Raw genomic sequence first — 17,411 nt, forward strand, 5'->3', positions numbered from 1 at the left:
GCAATCCGACAACATTATCACTGCTTTGTTCAGCTGCTGGCTCAGGGATTAAGCAAATGAAAGAACCCGCTATTCACTTTGCGTGCTTATCCTGGAGACAGGGTGTCGGTCTTGGTGTAGGGTTGCCTTCGAATGTAACCATTATGAGTCTTAGGGATAAGACGAAAAGTCTGAGAATGCACAACGTTATATGAGCACAACACCAACAGAACGTGAATATTTCCTCGACTCGATCCGGGCATGGCTGATGCTATTGGGGATCCCCTTTCACATTTCACTGATTTACTCCAGCCACACCTGGCACGTGAATAGCCAGATGCCCTCCTGGTGGCTGACGCTGTTTAATGACTTTATTCACGCCTTCCGTATGCAGGTGTTTTTCGTCATATCTGGCTATTTCTCTTACATGCTGTTTCTGCGATACCCGCTCAAGCGCTGGTGGAAAGTGCGCGTAGAGCGCGTGGGGATCCCCATGCTGACCGCCATTCCGCTGCTGACGCTGCCCCAGTTCATTATGTTGCAGTACGTGAAGGGTAAAGCGGAGAACTGGCCGAATCTGACGCTGTATGAAAAGTACAATACGCTGGTCTGGGAGCTGGTATCTCACCTGTGGTTCCTGCTGGTCCTGGTGGTGCTCACCACGGTGAGTCTGTTGATTTTCAGCCGCCTGCGCCACCATCTAAGTACGAAAGCCGACGTCTTTTTCGCCAACGTTACGATGGGCAAACTGTCAGTGCTCTTCTTACTGTTGGGGATTGCCTATGCCGCTGTGCGACGGACCCTGCTTATCGTCTACCCGCCGATTTTGAGCGACGGGTTATTTAATTTTGTGGTGATGCAGTCGCTGTTCTACATTCCCTTCTTTTTAATCGGCGCGCTGGCGTTTATTCATCCGAAGCTTAAATCGCTGTTTGTCACCCCGTCACCGTGGTGCGCTCTGGGAGCCACCCTCGCGTTCGCGGCCTATCTGCTGAATCAGCGCTACGGGAGCGGCGACGCCTGGATGTATGAAACGGAAAGCGTGATCACGATGCTGCTGGGCCTGTGGATGGTGAATGTAGTATTCGCGCTAGGCCACCGTTTGCTGAACTTTAAGTCCCACCGCGTGACCTACTTCGTTAATGCTTCGCTGTTTATCTATCTGGTGCATCACCCGTTGACGCTTTTCTTCGGAGCTTACATCACACCGCACATCGCCTCCAACACGCTGGGCTTCTTTACCGGGCTGGTGTTCGTTGTGGGGGTGGCGATCGTACTCTACGAAATCCATCTGCGGATCCCGCTGCTGCGTTTCCTCTTTTCAGGAAAATCGCAGGCGAAAGCCTCTTAGAACACGCGGCGCACCGGATGCGCCGCGTTTGCTTCAGCTTTCCAGCTCTTGTCTGCGCTGAGTTAGCAGCCGCTGATAAAGATGCGTGGTGTCGTCGTCGAAACAGACAAAAATCACCTTCTCCGGCAGCGGTTTTAACGACAGGTAGCGGTAAACGGTTTCTACGGCGATCGTTGCGGCGGCGGCCTTAGGGTAACCATACACGCCGGTGCTGATGGCCGGGAACGCCATCGTTTTATAGCCGTTGTCGGCGGCCAGCCGTAAACAGTTCCGGTAAGCCTCTTCCAGAATACTCGCTTCGTGCTGGTCCCCGCCATGCCAGACGGGCCCTACGGCATGAATAACCGCTCTGGCAGGCAGATTGCCCGCAAGCGTAATCACCGCGTGACCGGGAGGACATTCGCCCTGCTGTTGCCGCACGGTTTTACAGGCTTCCAGCAGCTGCGGTCCGGCAGCCCGGTGGATAGCCCCGTCCACGCCGCCTCCCCCCATCAGGGAGGGATTGGCCGCATTGACGATAACGTCGACGTGCATGGTCGTAATATCGCCATGAATAATGTCAATTTGCGGTTTCATAAAGCCCCTCTGCAACCCGCCTTTTTCTTAAGTGTATCGCAGAGGAGACCGGGAGAAAAAACTATCAGAAAAAATCCTCTTCCACCGCTGGGCGGGAGAGTGCGCATTAGCGATACTGGATTTCGACAACCGCGAGCGTTTTTTCAGGATTTAGGTATTTCATATTGAGCGTCGCCAGGTTTGAGTCGCTCACTTTCCCGTTAAGCGCCTCTTCATAGCTCACCATACGCGTTTGCATACGGTTATTATCTGGACATGACATTGCAAACTGTTGCTTCTGGGGAGTGACTTCACAGGGGTCTGCAACAATGGCACCGCGAAAATGAATGACACCACCGTCAACAACTGTGGCCGAATAAGCCGGGATACTCAAAGCAGAAACGACCAGACACAGACCTGCCGCGAGTCGAGCAAAATAGTTGTTCATTATAGGTACTCCTCAATGAAAATCGTCCATGAGGGGTAAACGCGCTTCATTTATTACGGCAAACGAAGTCTCACGTTAAGGAACATGACGACCAGGTCCCTGATATCAGCATAGCTCAACGGCGCAGACCCGCCACATTCGCAACACATTGATTTCATGAATATTTAGATCGGACTTCCCGCCGGTGACCACTGTTGTGATAAATGAAGCGATTTTCCATCTGAAACGGTGACCACGATTTTTACCGTGTCTCCTGCGTTAATATTTAAACTCAGGCGCATTAAATCAATCGTCTGATTAGCGGGTATAAAAAGGGTATTTTGCTGTCGGGACGAACTTTGTCCCCCCTGCCCTTCCCGAACAGAAACAATTTGAACCTGACAATCACACGATTGCGCCAGAGTGACCTGCGGAATAATGGTGGTCATGTTTTCCTGCTGCGACGTTTTGAACGTTATCTGACTGGAAAGCGCGGCGAGTAGAATTAAGGTATTCATGATGAACTCCCGAAAAAAAACAGGGCTGATGCCCTGTTTTTTTGTAGCACAGATTTCAGTATCAGTACTGATGAGCTGTCGCGTGGTTACCAAAACCGATCTGGGTAACGTTAACAGTTGAGTTGGACGCAGTCTGGTCTACGAGTGCACCGTTAAAGCCGCCGGACTGGCTAACATTCATGACGGATTTTTTACTGTTCCACTGATCAAGTGTTGCACTGTTGCCAAACCCTTTCTGGGTCAGGTTGATTTTACTGTCATCAGAACCCTGACCAACGTCAGCGCCGTTACCGCCACCTGTCTGGCTAATATTCAGGACAGAATTTCTGGCGTCTGTTTGCAGAGCAACCGCGGAGTTACCGCCACCATTCTGATAAATATTCAGGGTTGAATTTGGGCCACCGTATCCGCCATGACCATGCCCATGACCCCAGCCATCCTGATTAATCAGACCAGCCATAGCACTACCAGAAACTACGATTGCTGCAAGCGCTGCCACTTTGAAAAATTTCATGGTAAACCCCCGTCGGATTGATTAAAGTCGTCGCGAAAGCGCTAATGTTGAATAACGTTAATCGCCATTTGCGACTGTTTCTGCACTACAACTGCGGTTTTCTGCGTACCGTACTGCGTAATATTTGCTCTATTACCCGACCCTTGCTGGATAATTTTCGCGCTATTACCGTATCCATCTTGCGTAATACCTGCATCATTCCCGTTACCGCTCTGATCGATCCAGGCTATATTGTAAGCCCCTGATTGATCGACTCTCGCTCTGTTGCCTGCCCCATCCTGGGAAACAATGGATAAGAGTTTTGAACCGTCCTGGCGAACCTGAGCGTCATTGAAAACGCCCCGTTGACCAATAATGGCTGCCTGATTTAGTGATGAAAGACTTAATTCGTTAACCGCAAAGTTATATTCAGCATTTGCCAAATCTGAATTAGCCGCGGTTACAAATCCAGGCGCACCCAGTAATGTAAACATCACAATTAACGATGTGTTTTTCATGTTGTCACCCTGGACCTGGCTATTTAATTACTCCATGTTTAAACGGCTCGTATGGTGTTAACGCGTCGTTACGGTGAAGAGTATGTCCGCTGAAACATTTTAAATATCTCACCCGCGCGGCTTATTTTTATTTTTCGGGTCACCACAAAGTCTTAATTTACAGTAAAAAACACTTTAATCAGGCCGGCTTATATTTTTTAATAAAGGTGTATTGTGAAAGGGTTGTACAACGAGACAAAGGCTGTCCACGCTTCCTCCCGGGTTGTTTAAACGTAACGGCAGGAAACATTTTTCTCTGTGCGTGACACGGAGCCTCTTTTCTTAAGCCAGACAGTCGCTCATTCCTGGGCTTAGAAATCATCTGAAACTCATACTTAATTAGTGCTTTACAAAAATAACAAATATTCTTAATAATCATATCGTTAAAAATATTTGTATGATTTTTAAAATCTGTGCATCTCTATTTAGGTGTACAACTTTCTCATCAATTCTCACCCTTCCAAACAATCAAATTTCACAAATTAATATTGATTTTTACGTTCTGTTACATGTTTAACACTTGCTTTAAACTTCGTAAAAGCTAGATTGAAATTAGATGTACGAAATTGGTTTTATATTTACCTCCCTGTGGAGGTTATGGTCTGATTCTATACACAGCAGTGCAACATCTGTCAGTACTTCTGGTGTCCTCTTTTAAACTGGAGGACAGCTGCCAGGTGCCAAAATAAAGTGGGGTTTCATCATGTATAATGAAGTCCATAGTTTACATGGTCATACATTACTGTTGATCACAAAACCTTCTTTGCAAGCGACAGCATTATTACAACATTTAAAGCAATCTTTATCACTGAGCGGGAAATTGCATAATATTCAACGTTCTTTTGATGATATTGCACCTGGCAGCATCATTCTTTTCGATATGATGGAAGCTGATAAAAAGCTTATCCATTACTGGCAGGATATTTTAAGCAGAAAAAACAATAATATCCGCGTGCTATTGTTGAATACGCCTGATGAATATCCTTTCAGAGATATTGAAAGCTGGCCGCATATCAATGGCGTGTTCTACGTCACGGAAGAAGAAGACCGGGTGGTAGAGGGGCTGCAAGGTATATTGCGCGGAGAGTGTTATTTTTCGCAAAAGCTTGCCAGCTATCTCATCACGCACTCCGGAAATTATCGCTATAACAGCTCAGAGTCAGCACTGCTCACGCACCGTGAGAAAGAGATCCTGAATAAGTTACGCATTGGTGCTTCAAATATTGAAATCGCCCGTTCGTTATTTATCAGCGAAAATACGGTAAAGACGCACCTTTATAATCTTTTCAAGAAGATAGCTGTGAAAAACCGAACTCAGGCGGTTTCGTGGGCAAACGATAACCTCAGGCGTTAATCACATGAAGCGCACGTTGAGTTGGATCGCCGCAGCGAGTTTCCTGCTCGCTGCTGGGAATCTGAAGGCCGTCGAGGTCGAAGTTCCCGGATTGTTAACAGACCACACTGTCTCATCGGTCGGGCACAGTTTTTACCGTGCCTTCAGTGACAAATGGGAAAGTACATACACGGGTAATATAACAATCAACGAGCGGCCCAGTGCACGATGGGGAAGTTGGATAACAATAACGGCTAATCAGTCCGTTATTTATCAAACGTTTTTATTCCCGACCAAAATGGACTTCGATAAAAACGTAGTCTTAGCACTGGCACAATCAGAAGACGCTATTAATCGCCTGCAAATAGATAAAGCCCTATTAAGCACCAGCGATTTAGCAAAAGACGAGTTCTAGCGAACCGATATGCGGAGGCTGTCATGCGTATTGCATATGCAGTTGTTTCGATAATGCTGATCACACCCATCAGCTGGGCCGGAAACATGACGTTTCAGTTCCGTAACCCTAACTTTGGCGGTAACCCTAACAACGGCGCGTTCCTGCTGAATGAAGCTCAGGCGCAAAACTCCTATAAGGATCCCAGCTTAAAGAATTTTAGCGTTGATACCCCGTCCGCACTGGATAACTTCACGCAGGCCATCCAGTCGCAGATTTTAGGTGGTTTGCTGACCAACATTAATACCGGTAAACCCGGGCGGATGGTGACCAACGACTTTATCGTTGATATCGCCAACACGGACGGACAGCTTCAGTTGAACGTGACCGATCGTAAAACCGGAAAAATCTCCACTATCCAGGTTTCCGGTCTACAAAACGATTCAACTAACTTCTGAACAACAACGAAATAAGGACAACAATCATGCAGCGCTTCCTGATATTTGTTGCAGTGTGCTTATTGAGCGGTTGTTTAACTGCTCCACCTAAAGAAGCTGCAAAACCAACATTAATGCCTCGGGCCCAGAGTTATCGTGATTTAACGCATTTACCTGCTCCAACGGGAAAAATATTTGTCTCCGTGTACAACATTCAGGATGAAACCGGGCAATTCAAACCTTACCCGGCAAGTAACTTCTCCACGGCAGTGCCGCAGAGCGCCACCGCGATGCTGGTTACCGCACTCAAGGATTCGCACTGGTTTATTCCGCTGGAACGTCAGGGGCTCCAGAACCTGTTGAATGAACGCAAAATCATTCGTGCCGCCCAGGAAAATGGCACCGTTGCGGACAATAACCGGACGCCTCTGCAATCTCTGGCGGCAGCGAACGTGATGATTGAAGGATCGATTATTGGTTACGAAAGTAACGTTAAATCGGGTGGTGCGGGCGCGCGGTACTTTGGTATCGGTGCGGATACCCAGTACCAGCTCGACCAAATCGCCGTTAACCTGCGTGTGGTCAACGTCAGTACAGGCGAAGTGCTCTCTTCGGTGAACACCAGCAAAACCATTCTGTCTTATGAAGTTCAGGCAGGGGTATTCCGCTTCATCGATTACCAGCGTTTGCTGGAAGGTGAAATTGGCTACACCTCTAACGAGCCGGTCATGATGTGTCTGATGTCGGCCATTGAAACCGGCGTGATCTACTTAATTAACGACGGTATAGACCGCGGGCTGTGGGATCTGCAAAACAAAGCAGACGTGCAGAACCCGATACTGGTGAAATACCGCGATATGTCAGTCCCTCCGGAATCCTGACAGGAAGCGCATAAAAAAGGCGAGATGATTATCTCGCCTTTTTTTATTCGCTCACTGCCGTGATGTTTTGCGCTTTTTCCCGCCGCGATGCCAGCCACAGACCGCTGTTTTTCATGGCATAGCCAAACAGCAGCCCCAGCGCCAGTGAGGGGACCACCAGCTTCCAGTCACCCTGTCCTGCAAAGGTCGCGCACGCCCCCATAAAGGTTCCCGGCACAAATGAAAGCAGCAGATGCTTAGCCTGGATGCACATTAAAAAGGCGACGACACCCGTCATGACGTATCCCAGAATTTCCAGATGCGGCGCCAGCGCGCTGCCTTTCATGATCACCAGCGCCCAGATAACACCACTCATCAGCGTGCAGCCTGAGATAAAGAGCCCTTTGACTCCCCCCTGCGGACAGGCGAAATAGGCGGTACAGCCGAGGAACCCGGCCCAGCTGAGCAATCCGAGAGACACGGCCACCCATCCCCAGAGCCCGGAGAGAATACCTGTCGTTATTGCGATACAAAGTAATATGTTCATGGCGCGCATCTTAGCAGAAGCGCACCATAGAAATGAGATCATCAGCACATTACATGCAAAATGAACTGATGAGTTGCAGAATTTATGTGACTTACATCACTCTTCGTTCTCTTCTTCCAGCTCATCCCACATTGCCGCGATAGCGTCGCGGGTCAGCGGCGCCAGCGTTCTCCAGAATGGCGAGGTGGCATGCGCTTCAATTTTACCCAGGAACGTCCCGACCCACGGCAGCAGGTACGTTTCGAACAAGGTTTCAATGGCTTCGTTCTCATCATCACCGGCGTTATCTTCAATCCAGGACGCTGCCAGCAGCAGCGTACCGATATGATCGGCTGGCGTATCGCTCAGCGGCATACCGCGAGTGGAGAGGAAAGCACGGACTTCCGCTTCCGTCGCCCCTTCCTGCCAGGCAGAGCGGTATGGCGAAACGCGGCACTCATCGCCGACAAACAGCGCATTATAGTCCGTAGCAATCTGCTGCATGTCGCAGCTTTTTTGCAGACGTTCCAGTAAATCATCCTGTTCCAGCGGCCAGTTCTGCGCCAGTTTACCTTCACGAATTAACGTAAAAAGTGGCACCAGTAGCGGGTCTTGCGGCTGGCGATAATAGAGCGTACCCAGCACGCGGCAGAGGATGGAAAACTCGTTCATTTTTTTTATTCCATTACACAATTAAAGATCGGCAAATTCGGCAATCGGTTCCATTCCGCGCGACTCAAGGAAATCGAGCATGCGGCGTGGGGTCACGTTCAGGATTTGCGCTTCCGGGAAGTTAACATCATTCAGCACTTTCAGGCACTCGCTGAAATCACCCAGCGTAAACGCGGTATGAGAGTCTGAGCCCAACGCCACCATGCCACCCGCATCACGCACGGCGGCCGCCACGGCGCGACAGTTGTCTTCGCTGCCCTTACGCGAGTGAACAAAGGAGGAGTTATTAATCTCCAGCGCCACGCGGTGTTTTGCTGCCGCCTGCGCGACAGCCTGAATATCAATCGGATACTTCGGGTTACCGGGGTGGCTGATAATGTGCACATTGCCGCTGGCAATAGTGGCAATCATCGCCGCGGTGTTGGTCTCTTTATCCTGAGGCGGGAAAACCGGCTCATGAAAACCGGCGAGGATAAGGTCCAGAGACGTCAGCATCGGGCCGGTGCAGTCGATCTCACCGTCGATATTTTTGATGTTCGCCTCAATGCCGCGCAGTATCCCAATGCCGTCCACCAGACGTGGCCAGATCCGCATATTCACAAAATGCCAGTAGTGCGGCGCATCCGCCATGTCCGGGCCATGATCGGTGATCGCGAACAGCTTAATACCTTTAAGCTTCGCCTGAGCGATATAATCATGGAGGTTGCTATACGCGTGGGTACTGGCGACGGTGTGCATATGCAGGTCAACGGGATACATCTCTTTCTCCTCTGCGGTTTTTCCAAAGGATAGCAGTTATCAGCGGCGAATATTAGCAAAAACCCGGCGAACGCCGGGTTTCTCTCAGTAGCCGCGCTTTCTGTCGACCTGCCCGGTGACCGCGTTGCCCTTTTCCATTTCGCAGATGGTATGGGATATATAGGCCACCGCTTCTGCCGGACGCGTCACGGCAGCCACGTGCGGGGTCATCGCGACGCGCGGGTGCTTCCACAGCGGGCTTTCCGCGGGCAGCGGTTCACGGCTATAGACATCCAGCATGGCGCCTTTTAGCTTTCCGCTGTCCAGGACCTTCAGCAGATCGCCTTCCACAACATGGACTCCGCGCGCCAGGTTCATCAGGTAGCTCTGATCGACGAGCTGATTGAGCAAGGTTTCATTGATGATCCCTACCGTTTCCGCCGTGTTTGGCAGCAGGTTGATCAGCACGCGCGTGCCGTTCAGAAAGGCCGGAAGCTCATCCGTTCCGGCAAAACTCTCGACGCCCGGATAGTCCTTGCGACTACGGCTCCAGCAGCGCAGGGGGAAGCCCCACGGAGCGAGTGCTTCTGCCACTTTTGAGCCCAGCACGCCCGCACCGAGGATGCCGATCGTAAAGTCTTCGCGACGGTACTCAGGCAGCGGCTCCCAGTGGGCCTGCTGTTTAAAGGCCTGATAGTCATCAAAGCGGCGGAACCAGTGCAGTACCTGGCTGACGGCATATTCCTGCATTTGCTGGCCCATTCCGGTATCTTCGAGACGGAACAGCGGAATATTTTCAGGCAGCATTTCGGGATGCGCTTTCAGTTTACTGAGGATCGAATCAACACCCGCGCCCAGGGCGAAAACCGCCTTCAGCTTGCGGCCCTGCAGCATCTCAACCGGTGGATGCCAGACCAGCGCATAGTCGGCATGTTCATTATCGCCACGCTTCCACTCGCGAACGCGTGCGCCGGGCAGCGCCGCCGTAAGCGCCTTGATCCAGTATGCCGTATCAAACGTGGGGTGATAGAAGAGTATATCCATAGTTATTCCTGCCTTTTATTGCGCTGTTTTGTTTTCATTTTCAAGTGGATTGCCAGCATAACAAATTTACTGCGTAACTGTGTTGCTGATAAAAAAGACGCTTTCAGCACATTTAAGAATCATGTTGCCTGAAGTTTGTCTAAACGCGCTAAATTACTGAAAAATTGGGTTGACGGCCGTTCGGCTTTTCCTTACATTAGCGCCCGTCCCGCAACAACGGGATGACAATATGGTGAGGTGTCCGAGTGGCTGAAGGAGCACGCCTGGAAAGTGTGTATACGGCAACGTATCGGGGGTTCGAATCCCCCCCTCACCGCCATATTTGAAGAAGAGCTCGCATGAAAATGCGGGCTTTTTTTTCGCATATTGCATGCCTGCGGGGGGATGAGAATCCCCGACCGGGGTTCGACAACTGGCGACAGCCAGTTGGACAGACTGAGAGCGAAGCGAACAGGCTGCCCGCAGGGCGAGCGAAGCGAGTCAATCCCCCCCTCACCGCCATATTTAAAGAAGAGCTCGCATGAAAATGCGGGCTTTTTTTTGCATGTTGAACGTCTGAGGGACATGAAATCCCACTACCGGGGTTCGACAACTGGCGACAGCCAGTTGGACAGACTGAGAGCGAAGCGAACAGGCTGCCCGCAGGGCGAGCGAAGCGAGTCACCCCCCTCTCACCGCCATATTTAAAGAAGAGCTCGCATGAAAATGTTTTTTTCGTATATTGAACGTCTGAGGGGCATGAAATCCTACTATCGGGGTTCGACAACTGGCAACATTCAGTCCGAGAGTCCGAGAGTCCGAGAGTCCGAGAGCGAAGAAAGTAAATTACCCTCCGCCGTGTTAAAAATATAAGTAAAAATTTTTATTTCATCATGTAACTGACTATATTGATTATATAATAGAGGTTATTCTGAACATCCCATTCTCGCTATTATTGCGATGAATACTCCATTTATTCTATTACACGGCATATTATATTCTTCTTATCCATAATATTAGCAATCGTTATACGAACCTCGCAGTATTTCATCTCATTCCAAACCAGACTAGGATAATAACATTCCGAAATAAGCACGAAATTTATTTACCTGCTTTTAATGCTTGTAAATGAGCCTATCAGGCCAGAGGCTAGCAAAAAACGCGACATTTTTACAGGTTGCTGTTTCTACAAAATATATATTTAAAGGAATGCCACTATCTGAATATAAAAGATATCACTCAGCATTTTTTACGAGTGGATAACCTCGCAAAAATTAGTAGTTGTGTGTAAAATATATTATAATTATCTATAAATAGCATGGCTACCCTTGCACAAGTTGGGTATGCACGCAATCTTAAAAATAAACTCGCATCACAAATTTTAAATTATTTTTCGTTTTAGCTTCATTTTGCATAAATAAAAGGTACAATACTAATACTTCGCTACTGCTTTTTTGGTTGGAGAGTGTATAGAACTGTCAAACTGAACAAAAAACCTTCAACGGCCCTTCTTTGACTGCAGCAATTATGTAGCACAAACTTTTTCTGGTGTGTATTATTGAAAGAATCACTTAGTTAAGGAGAAAATAACTATGGAAACAGTAATTACTTCAAAACATTTTGAAAGTGTTCCATTAGCAAAACTTGTAGTTGGACATCTCAAGTCGAACTGTGAGGCATTAGGTCTTGAAAAAGCCATAGTTTATTTTGGTTTCCCAAAATTCTACGGTTATGAATCAGATGTAATGAAGACATCTGACTTGGTTATTTTAAGTGAACAACATGGTATTTTAGCACTACGATTTAGTATTTTTAACAATTCTACTTCATCTAATAAAATAGATTTGGAATGGGATGAATTTAGAAGCTTGATATTTTCCAATCTTTATGAAAGTAGATTACTAAGAGCTAAAAAAAAACGTACTCAAGAACTTACGATTGGATTTGACGCATATTTTTATGCAGAATCTATAGAAGACCTTGATTGTGATTCTGATTTATTTATTACATCTATAACAGAGCTTACTGACACGCTCAATATCATGAAGGAAGACTTAAGTGAACCATTATCACAGGATAAATTCAACGAATGCAGAGCAATATTAGAAGGGACTAAAGCGTTATCCTCTGACAATCAAAGAAACGTTGACGAAGATGGAAAGTCCACTAAAGCTTTTACTTTAATGAAACTTGAAGAAGAGATTAAGACCTTCGATATTAGACAAAGAAACAGTGCAGTAACAATTATTGATGGCCCACAACGAATTCGTGGATTAGCTGGTTCAGGGAAAACAGTTGTTTTAGCAATGAAAGCAGCACATATTCATATGGAATACCCTGAAAAAAAAATCCTCTTTACCTTTTTCACAAAGAGTTTATATGTTCATGTTAAAAATCTTATTACTCGATTCTATCGTCATTATAAAAAAGTAGATCCAAACTGGGACAATTTGCATATCAAACATGCATGGGGTGGTACTGGCGTAGATGGGGTTTACTATACAGCATGCAACAACAATGGTATTCCGATTGTAGGATTTACACACGCAAAGATGCAGTCACCAAATAATCCCTTTGAGTATGTTTGTGCTGACGCCATTGCTAGCAACAAACTTCGCCAAGAGTACGATTATGTTCTAATGGATGAAGCTCAAGATATGACATCATCTTTTTTCCGGTTAGTCTATCGGATAACAAAAGGTGAATCTGATACTAAAAACATAATTTGGGGATATGATGAACTCCAAAATATTTTCAAAGTTAAGACACGTTCTCCAAGAGAACTATTTGGTCAAGATGAAAATGGTAGAGACTTCATTGATCTACAAAGAGCAGGGCGTAACATGCCAGAATATTTAGAAAATGATATTGTCCTTACAAAATGCTATCGAAACCCACGCGAAGTATTAATTTCGGCTCATGCTTTAGGCTTCGGTTTATATCGCAAAGATGGTTGTCCTGTTCAAAACTTAGAGGGTAAAGCACACTGGGAAGACGTCGGATACGAAGTTATAAATGGCAACTTTGAAGTTGGAAGTAAAGTAATTCTCGAGCGGCCTAGTAAGAATAGTCCATTGTCTATCTCTTCTTACGAGCCGTTAGAAGAACTTATTAAATATCGTTCTTTTGAAAGTTTACCTGAAGAGTCTGATTGGGTTGTAAAAAATATATTGTCGCTTCTCAGTGACGGCCTGCAGCCAGAAGACATTATGATCATTGCATTAGATGATAGAAACGCTCGCACTTATTTCAAATACATTCAAAATAAATTAATTGCAAGTGGTATTTTGTCGAATAATGTCCTATTGAATCCATACAGCTCCAAGTCATTTATTGAAAAGGGACATATAACTATGTCCACTATCCATAGAGCAAAGGGGAATGAAGCTCCAGCAGTACTTGTATTAGGAATTGATTCGCTTTTTTATACAGAAGGCAGCCATTATGCGCGAAATAGAATTTTCACTGCTTTTACTCGAGCAAAAGCTTGGCTTAGAGTAAGTGGTATTGGTGCAAATGCAGAACTCTTCTTCAATGAACTACATATATCTCTAAACAACAGCCCTCGTTTAGAGTTTATTCAGCCAGACCCTCAATATATTGAAACTCTTCAAAGAGATTTATCTGAAAAAAGTCAGAAATTAAAAGAATTGCAGCGTAGTTATCGTGAACAATTAGAATTATTGGGTATCAGCGACGAAGAAAAATCCGATTTTTTTAAAGGTATCTAAATGAACATCAAAAATTTTAATAACGGCATAACACGTTCAATGGCGATATGCACAACGTTAAATTTAGAACCCAAAATGGTGTTTCCTGTTAGTTTAAAAGTTAATCAGAGATTTAATAATGTCGCCTTGCGCGATGGTGCAACTCATGAAGATATATATTTCTCAGGTCTTAATGAAGGTTATTATAATTTTATCCTTAATGATTTTTCATATTTTCACTTTTCCTTTCAAGAGGTACAACATACGATTGGAAATCCAAAATTAGTGTATCCATATGAAATCAGGATGGCATTTTACCCAAACCCAATGAATTCATCCACTTACACCGACACTCCAGATTCACCGACAGATCTCTTGCAAACTTACCATAAGTACTTCATCGACGATGAATGGTCATTTGAAGAATATACTCAAGCGCTTTGCGAATTAAAAGCAAACATATCAACACCTATATTACGCTACGATTTAAGTGAGGATCAGCATAAAAGGATTAATCATCCAATAGCTCACTTACATTTAGGTGTAAACAATAGTTCTAGAATTGCTACAAATAAAATTTTCACTCCAGAACTTTTCACTACCTTTGTTCTTAGTAACTTTTATAGAGAAAAATGGGAGATATTAAGTGGCAGTGATTTAAAAATGGACATTCAATATCAAAGAACTAAAAATAGCTGCATAACAATAAAGTCTGATTTTTATTGTGATCTCCAACGCGGTGCTTTAAATATTGTATAAAATTTTTTATTCCATTATCACTACAGAAGAGGAAAGGGCATCGAATAAGCAGAAAAAATGATAACCTCCATCATATGACGGAGGTTATTAGCCATTTACAAGCTGGATAACCACTTAATTAATTCAAACTTTCAGATGTATTTCAACTGTATTTTAGGCCTATGATTACAAATTCACAATATATAAAACATTAACGCATGCATAGATTAATATTTAAATATTGCAATAGTAGCTCGCTTATTAAACATGTAAAAACCGCCCATTGCACTTGAATAGTAAGAAAATTGTTTCTCTCTCTATTAGACAATTCCTGCCAGATGATATATTGAGGCAGGTTGAGAGTGCTTCTGATTTGTTAATGCAACCAGTAACCCAAACTTCATCGTGCTTTTCATTTTTCTGGGGAACCCTCAGCCCAGGGGAGAGAGAATAATTAATCCTCAACCATCTTCGCATACTCTTCAGTCAGAAAATCCACCAGCGTCCTGACCGACGGCAGCATGCCGCGCCGCGAAGGATAAACCGCGTGAATCACTTCCCGTCGGGGTTCCCACGCGTCCAGCACCCGTACCAGTTCCCCTGACGCAAGCTGATCCTTCACCATTAATATCGGCAACTGTACAACGCCCACGCCCGCCATCGCCGCTTCCCGCAGTGCCAGCATGTCGGTGGTAATAAAGCGCGGTGCGTAGTGGATCTCCGCTTTCGCCCCTTCTGGACCACTGAGCTCCCATTTATGCACCTGTTTACCGGCCCCCATACTTAATCCAGGCCATTCACTGAGCTCGGAAGGCATTCGCGGTTTACCCATACGTTCAATCAACTGCGGACTTGCCACCAGGCAATGCCCCCTGTCAGCCAGCACCCTTAAGACCAGATCGCTATCATCAAACGGACGCGGACGCACGCGGATAGCGACATCAATACCTTCGCCAACAAGATCGACCCGACGATTGGTGGCCTCAAGCTGGAGATTAATCCCGGGGTAGCGCGCCATAAACCGCGCCAGCATCGGTCCCACGTGGACGTGCAGTAACGTGACGGGACAGGTGATCCTGACGACGCCGCGCGGCTCAGCCTGCAGCGCAGCAACGGCCTCCTCTGCCGCTTCTGCTTCTATCAGCATTGCCTTACAGTGCTGATAGAAAGTGTGCCCCACTTCCGTCACCGTAAACTGCCGCGTCGTGCGCTGTATCAACCGTACGCCAAGCCGCTCCTCCAGCTGCGCGATCCTGCGGCTCAGTTTGGACTTGGGTTGGTCAAGCGCCCTTCCCGCCGCCGCAAACCCCCCGTAGTCCACCACCTTCACAAACCAGACGAAGTCATTGAGATCCTGCATAAGTCCTCATTGTTCTATTTTCGGAACAGTGAATGCCATTTTCACTATCTACCGGGATATTAACCCTGAATATAAGCTAATTACATCAACAGAACATCAGGAGTTAATCATGAAAAACGTAACAGGCGTTTATACCGCTCCTCGTCAGCACTGGGTTGGCGATGGTTTCCCGGTCCGTTCAATGTTCTCTTATCAAACCCACGGCGAGCCGCTGAGTCCGTTCCTGCTGCTGGACTACGCAGGCCCGTACACCTTTCCGGCAGATGGTGCGAAACGCGGCGTAGGCCAGCACCCTCACCGGGGTTTTGAAACGGTCACTATCGTCTATTCCGGTGAAGTGGAGCATCGCGACTCCACGGGCAAAGGCGGCGTGATTGGCCCCGGCGACGTGCAGTGGATGACCGCAGGCGCAGGTATTTTGCACGAGGAGTTCCACTCAAGCGCGTTCTCGCAGAAAGGCGGAGAACTGAAAATGATGCAGCTTTGGGTCAACCTCCCTGCGAAAGACAAGATGGCCGCACCGGGCTACCAGAGCATCACGAAAGCCGACATCCCGGTGGTGACGCTGCCTGAAAACGGTGGAACGCTGCGGGTTATTGCCGGTCGCTACGACACGGTTACCGGCCCGGCGCACACCTTCTCGCCGCTCAACGTCTGGGACATCGCACTGAACCAGGGAAGCCATCTGGCGCTCAATCAGCCCGAAGGCTGGAGCACCGCGCTGGTGGTGCTTGAGGGCAACATCACGGTGAACGGTACCACTCAGGCAGGTGAAGCCCAGCTGGTCGTACTGAGTCAGGAAGGCGACAAACTGCACCTTGAGGCAAGCAGCGATGCAAAAGTGCTGCTGATGGCCGGCGAGCCGCTGAATGAACCCATCGTGGGCTATGGCCCGTTTGTGATGAACAGTAAAAGCGAAATCAACGAAGCCATTCGTGATTTCAACTCCGGCCGCTTCGGCCAGATCTGAACGTAATAAAGGAGAAGAAGATGTCTACACCTGCGAATTTTAATGGCTCCCGTCCGGTTATTGATGTGAACGATGCGGTGATGTTGCTTATCGATCACCAGAGCGGTCTGTTCCAGACCGTCGGAGATATGCCAATGCCAGAGTTGCGCGCTCGTGCGGCAGCGTTAGCGAAGATCGCGACCCTGGCGAAGATCCCGGTGATCACCACCGCGTCCGTTCCACAGGGACCGAACGGACCGCTTATCCCGGAGATCCACGCCAACGCGCCGCATGCGCAATATGTTGCCCGTAAAGGTGAAATCAACGCCTGGGATAACCCGGAGTTCGTGGCTGCGGTAAAAGCCACCGGGCGCAAAACGTTGATTATTGCGGGCACTATCACCAGCGTCTGCATGGCCTTCCCGTCAATTAGCGCGGTGGCGGACGGGTACAAAGTATTTGCGGTGATTGATGCCTCCGGCACCTACAGCAAGATGGCGCAGGAGATCACCCTGGCGCGCGTGGTGCAGGCCGGTGTGGTTCCGATGGATACGGCGGCGGTGGCCTCTGAGATCCAGCGAACCTGGAACCGTGAGGACGCGGCGGAGTGGGCTGAGGTATACACCCACATCTTCCCGGCTTACCAGCTGCTGATCGAAAGCTACGGCAAAGCACAGGAAGTGGTTAAAAACAGCGAAGTGCTCGATTCTCAGCGTTAATAACCCGTGCTGCGACAAGAGCTGATTAAGGCTTAACCGAACGCACACTAATACAGAAAATCTGCTTGACCG

General features: G+C 47.5%; 19 protein-coding genes, 1 tRNA gene and 1 other RNA gene. 11 read left to right on the forward strand and 10 right to left on the reverse strand.

Annotation, left to right across the window (positions count from 1 at the left end; translation table 11 throughout):
- The first annotated feature begins 190 nt into the window (after window positions 1–190).
- A complete protein-coding gene (mdoC, locus tag ACDO57_RS09420) occupies window positions 191–1,330 on the forward strand; it encodes a glucans biosynthesis protein MdoC (RefSeq protein WP_370883881.1) in 1,140 nt (379 codons plus the stop codon).
- A gap of 33 nt (window positions 1,331–1,363) precedes the next feature.
- Here the strand turns inward: mdoC and ymdB are convergent, their stop codons facing one another.
- From ymdB to csgB, 5 genes are all read right to left on the reverse strand, one after another.
- Window positions 1,364–1,906, reverse strand: a complete 543-nt coding sequence (ymdB, locus tag ACDO57_RS09425) for an O-acetyl-ADP-ribose deacetylase (RefSeq protein WP_024908992.1) — start codon at window positions 1,904–1,906, stop codon at window positions 1,364–1,366.
- A 106-nt stretch (window positions 1,907–2,012) separates the two neighbouring features.
- Window positions 2,013–2,333 (reverse strand): type 1 fimbrial protein, encoded by a 321-nt coding sequence (locus ACDO57_RS09430; protein WP_370883882.1) that lies wholly within the window; start codon window positions 2,331–2,333, stop codon window positions 2,013–2,015.
- 164 nt (window positions 2,334–2,497) lie between these two features.
- Window positions 2,498–2,830 (reverse strand): curli assembly chaperone CsgC, encoded by a 333-nt coding sequence (csgC, locus tag ACDO57_RS09435; RefSeq protein WP_208763752.1) that lies wholly within the window; start codon window positions 2,828–2,830, stop codon window positions 2,498–2,500.
- A 61-nt stretch (window positions 2,831–2,891) separates the two neighbouring features.
- Entirely contained in the window at window positions 2,892–3,344 is a 453-nt protein-coding gene (gene csgA, locus ACDO57_RS09440; protein WP_024908989.1) for a curli major subunit CsgA, read from the reverse strand.
- A gap of 41 nt (window positions 3,345–3,385) precedes the next feature.
- Window positions 3,386–3,841, reverse strand: coding sequence for a curli minor subunit CsgB (gene csgB / locus ACDO57_RS09445; protein WP_024908988.1), 456 nt, complete (start codon window positions 3,839–3,841; stop codon window positions 3,386–3,388).
- A gap of 742 nt (window positions 3,842–4,583) precedes the next feature.
- On the opposite strand from csgB, the gene csgD reads away from it, so the two are divergent.
- From csgD to csgG, 4 genes are read left to right on the forward strand one after another with little or no spacing between them, the layout of a single operon-like run.
- Complete coding sequence (csgD, locus tag ACDO57_RS09450) at window positions 4,584–5,234, forward strand: biofilm master transcriptional regulator CsgD (RefSeq protein ID WP_024908987.1); 651 nt, start codon at window positions 4,584–4,586, stop codon at window positions 5,232–5,234.
- A 4-nt stretch (window positions 5,235–5,238) separates the two neighbouring features.
- On the forward strand, window positions 5,239–5,628 hold the full coding sequence (csgE, locus tag ACDO57_RS09455) for a curli production assembly/transport protein CsgE (protein ID WP_024908986.1): 390 nt from the start codon (window positions 5,239–5,241) through the stop codon (window positions 5,626–5,628).
- Window positions 5,629–5,651: 23 nt separating this feature from the next.
- Complete coding sequence (gene csgF / locus ACDO57_RS09460; RefSeq protein WP_032648919.1) at window positions 5,652–6,065, forward strand: curli production assembly/transport protein CsgF; 414 nt, start codon at window positions 5,652–5,654, stop codon at window positions 6,063–6,065.
- A 26-nt stretch (window positions 6,066–6,091) separates the two neighbouring features.
- Window positions 6,092–6,925 (forward strand): curli production assembly/transport protein CsgG, encoded by an 834-nt coding sequence (gene csgG / locus ACDO57_RS09465; RefSeq protein WP_032648920.1) that lies wholly within the window; start codon window positions 6,092–6,094, stop codon window positions 6,923–6,925.
- A 43-nt stretch (window positions 6,926–6,968) separates the two neighbouring features.
- Here csgG and ACDO57_RS09470 read toward each other — a convergent pair whose 3' ends face one another.
- From ACDO57_RS09470 to ghrA, 4 genes are all read right to left on the reverse strand, one after another.
- On the reverse strand, window positions 6,969–7,451 hold the full coding sequence (locus ACDO57_RS09470) for a DUF1097 domain-containing protein (protein WP_073961616.1): 483 nt from the start codon (window positions 7,449–7,451) through the stop codon (window positions 6,969–6,971).
- A 96-nt stretch (window positions 7,452–7,547) separates the two neighbouring features.
- Window positions 7,548–8,102, reverse strand: a complete 555-nt coding sequence (locus tag ACDO57_RS09475) for a molecular chaperone (RefSeq protein WP_370883883.1) — start codon at window positions 8,100–8,102, stop codon at window positions 7,548–7,550.
- A gap of 21 nt (window positions 8,103–8,123) precedes the next feature.
- The gene (locus tag ACDO57_RS09480; protein WP_024908981.1) at window positions 8,124–8,861 is read right to left on the reverse strand and encodes a phosphatase; all 738 of its coding nucleotides are present in this window, start codon (window positions 8,859–8,861) and stop codon (window positions 8,124–8,126) included.
- An 84-nt stretch (window positions 8,862–8,945) separates the two neighbouring features.
- Window positions 8,946–9,884 carry a glyoxylate/hydroxypyruvate reductase GhrA gene (gene ghrA, locus ACDO57_RS09485; RefSeq protein ID WP_061715559.1) on the reverse strand — a complete coding sequence of 313 codons (939 nt, stop codon included), beginning with the start codon at window positions 9,882–9,884 and terminating at the stop codon, window positions 8,946–8,948.
- Between the two features lie 231 nt (window positions 9,885–10,115).
- Between ghrA and ACDO57_RS09490 the strand changes: the two genes are divergently transcribed.
- The 4 genes from ACDO57_RS09490 to ACDO57_RS09505 all read left to right on the forward strand — a co-directional run bounded on the left by ACDO57_RS09490 (window position 10,116) and on the right by ACDO57_RS09505 (window position 14,332).
- Window positions 10,116–10,203, forward strand: a tRNA-Ser gene (locus tag ACDO57_RS09490).
- 44 nt (window positions 10,204–10,247) lie between these two features.
- Window positions 10,248–10,385: non-coding RNA, RtT sRNA (locus ACDO57_RS09495), on the forward strand.
- A 1,070-nt stretch (window positions 10,386–11,455) separates the two neighbouring features.
- Entirely contained in the window at window positions 11,456–13,594 is a 2,139-nt protein-coding gene (locus ACDO57_RS09500) for a DEAD/DEAH box helicase (RefSeq protein ID WP_240608060.1), read from the forward strand.
- Window positions 13,595–14,332, forward strand: a complete 738-nt coding sequence (locus tag ACDO57_RS09505; RefSeq protein WP_370883884.1) for a DUF2290 domain-containing protein — start codon at window positions 13,595–13,597, stop codon at window positions 14,330–14,332.
- A 433-nt stretch (window positions 14,333–14,765) separates the two neighbouring features.
- On the opposite strand, the gene ACDO57_RS09510 is transcribed toward ACDO57_RS09505, so the two are convergent.
- Complete coding sequence (locus ACDO57_RS09510; RefSeq protein WP_370883885.1) at window positions 14,766–15,671, reverse strand: LysR family transcriptional regulator; 906 nt, start codon at window positions 15,669–15,671, stop codon at window positions 14,766–14,768.
- Window positions 15,672–15,780: 109 nt separating this feature from the next.
- Here ACDO57_RS09510 and ACDO57_RS09515 point away from each other — a divergent pair, with 109 nt between their 5' ends.
- Together ACDO57_RS09515 and ACDO57_RS09520 are read left to right on the forward strand one after the other, a co-directional pair.
- Window positions 15,781–16,641 carry a pirin family protein gene (locus ACDO57_RS09515; RefSeq protein WP_024908978.1) on the forward strand — a complete coding sequence of 287 codons (861 nt, stop codon included), beginning with the start codon at window positions 15,781–15,783 and terminating at the stop codon, window positions 16,639–16,641.
- 20 nt (window positions 16,642–16,661) lie between these two features.
- The gene (locus ACDO57_RS09520; RefSeq protein WP_024908977.1) at window positions 16,662–17,339 is read left to right on the forward strand and encodes an isochorismatase family protein; all 678 of its coding nucleotides are present in this window, start codon (window positions 16,662–16,664) and stop codon (window positions 17,337–17,339) included.
- Window positions 17,340–17,411: the final 72 nt, after the last annotated feature.

Source organism: Enterobacter cloacae complex sp. 2015409 (assembly GCF_041365315.1).
Classification (GTDB): Bacteria; Pseudomonadota; Gammaproteobacteria; order Enterobacterales; family Enterobacteriaceae; genus Enterobacter; species Enterobacter pseudoroggenkampii.

Bases quoted from the DNA above. Each gene is read 5' to 3' on its own strand.
- ACDO57_RS09475 (WP_370883883.1), bottom strand. From the start codon at position 8,102: ATGAACGAGTTTTCCATCCTCTGCCGCGTGCTGGGTACGCTCTATTAT.
- csgD (WP_024908987.1), top strand. From the start codon at position 4,584: ATGTATAATGAAGTCCATAGTTTACATGGTCATACATTACTGTTGATC.
- ACDO57_RS09470 (WP_073961616.1), bottom strand. From the start codon at position 7,451: ATGAACATATTACTTTGTATCGCAATAACGACAGGTATTCTCTCCGGG.
- csgE (WP_024908986.1), top strand. From the start codon at position 5,239: ATGAAGCGCACGTTGAGTTGGATCGCCGCAGCGAGTTTCCTGCTCGCT.
- ACDO57_RS09430 (WP_370883882.1), bottom strand. From the start codon at position 2,333: ATGAACAACTATTTTGCTCGACTCGCGGCAGGTCTGTGTCTGGTCGTT.
- ACDO57_RS09505 (WP_370883884.1), top strand. From the start codon at position 13,595: ATGAACATCAAAAATTTTAATAACGGCATAACACGTTCAATGGCGATA.
- csgA (WP_024908989.1), bottom strand. From the start codon at position 3,344: ATGAAATTTTTCAAAGTGGCAGCGCTTGCAGCAATCGTAGTTTCTGGT.
- mdoC (WP_370883881.1), top strand. From the start codon at position 191: ATGAGCACAACACCAACAGAACGTGAATATTTCCTCGACTCGATCCGG.
- ymdB (WP_024908992.1), bottom strand. From the start codon at position 1,906: ATGAAACCGCAAATTGACATTATTCATGGCGATATTACGACCATGCAC.
- ghrA (WP_061715559.1), bottom strand. From the start codon at position 9,884: ATGGATATACTCTTCTATCACCCCACGTTTGATACGGCATACTGGATC.
- csgB (WP_024908988.1), bottom strand. From the start codon at position 3,841: ATGAAAAACACATCGTTAATTGTGATGTTTACATTACTGGGTGCGCCT.
- ACDO57_RS09480 (WP_024908981.1), bottom strand. From the start codon at position 8,861: ATGTATCCCGTTGACCTGCATATGCACACCGTCGCCAGTACCCACGCG.
- ACDO57_RS09510 (WP_370883885.1), bottom strand. From the start codon at position 15,671: ATGCAGGATCTCAATGACTTCGTCTGGTTTGTGAAGGTGGTGGACTAC.
- csgF (WP_032648919.1), top strand. From the start codon at position 5,652: ATGCGTATTGCATATGCAGTTGTTTCGATAATGCTGATCACACCCATC.
- csgC (WP_208763752.1), bottom strand. From the start codon at position 2,830: ATGAATACCTTAATTCTACTCGCCGCGCTTTCCAGTCAGATAACGTTC.
- ACDO57_RS09515 (WP_024908978.1), top strand. From the start codon at position 15,781: ATGAAAAACGTAACAGGCGTTTATACCGCTCCTCGTCAGCACTGGGTT.
- csgG (WP_032648920.1), top strand. From the start codon at position 6,092: ATGCAGCGCTTCCTGATATTTGTTGCAGTGTGCTTATTGAGCGGTTGT.
- ACDO57_RS09500 (WP_240608060.1), top strand. From the start codon at position 11,456: ATGGAAACAGTAATTACTTCAAAACATTTTGAAAGTGTTCCATTAGCA.
- ACDO57_RS09520 (WP_024908977.1), top strand. From the start codon at position 16,662: ATGTCTACACCTGCGAATTTTAATGGCTCCCGTCCGGTTATTGATGTG.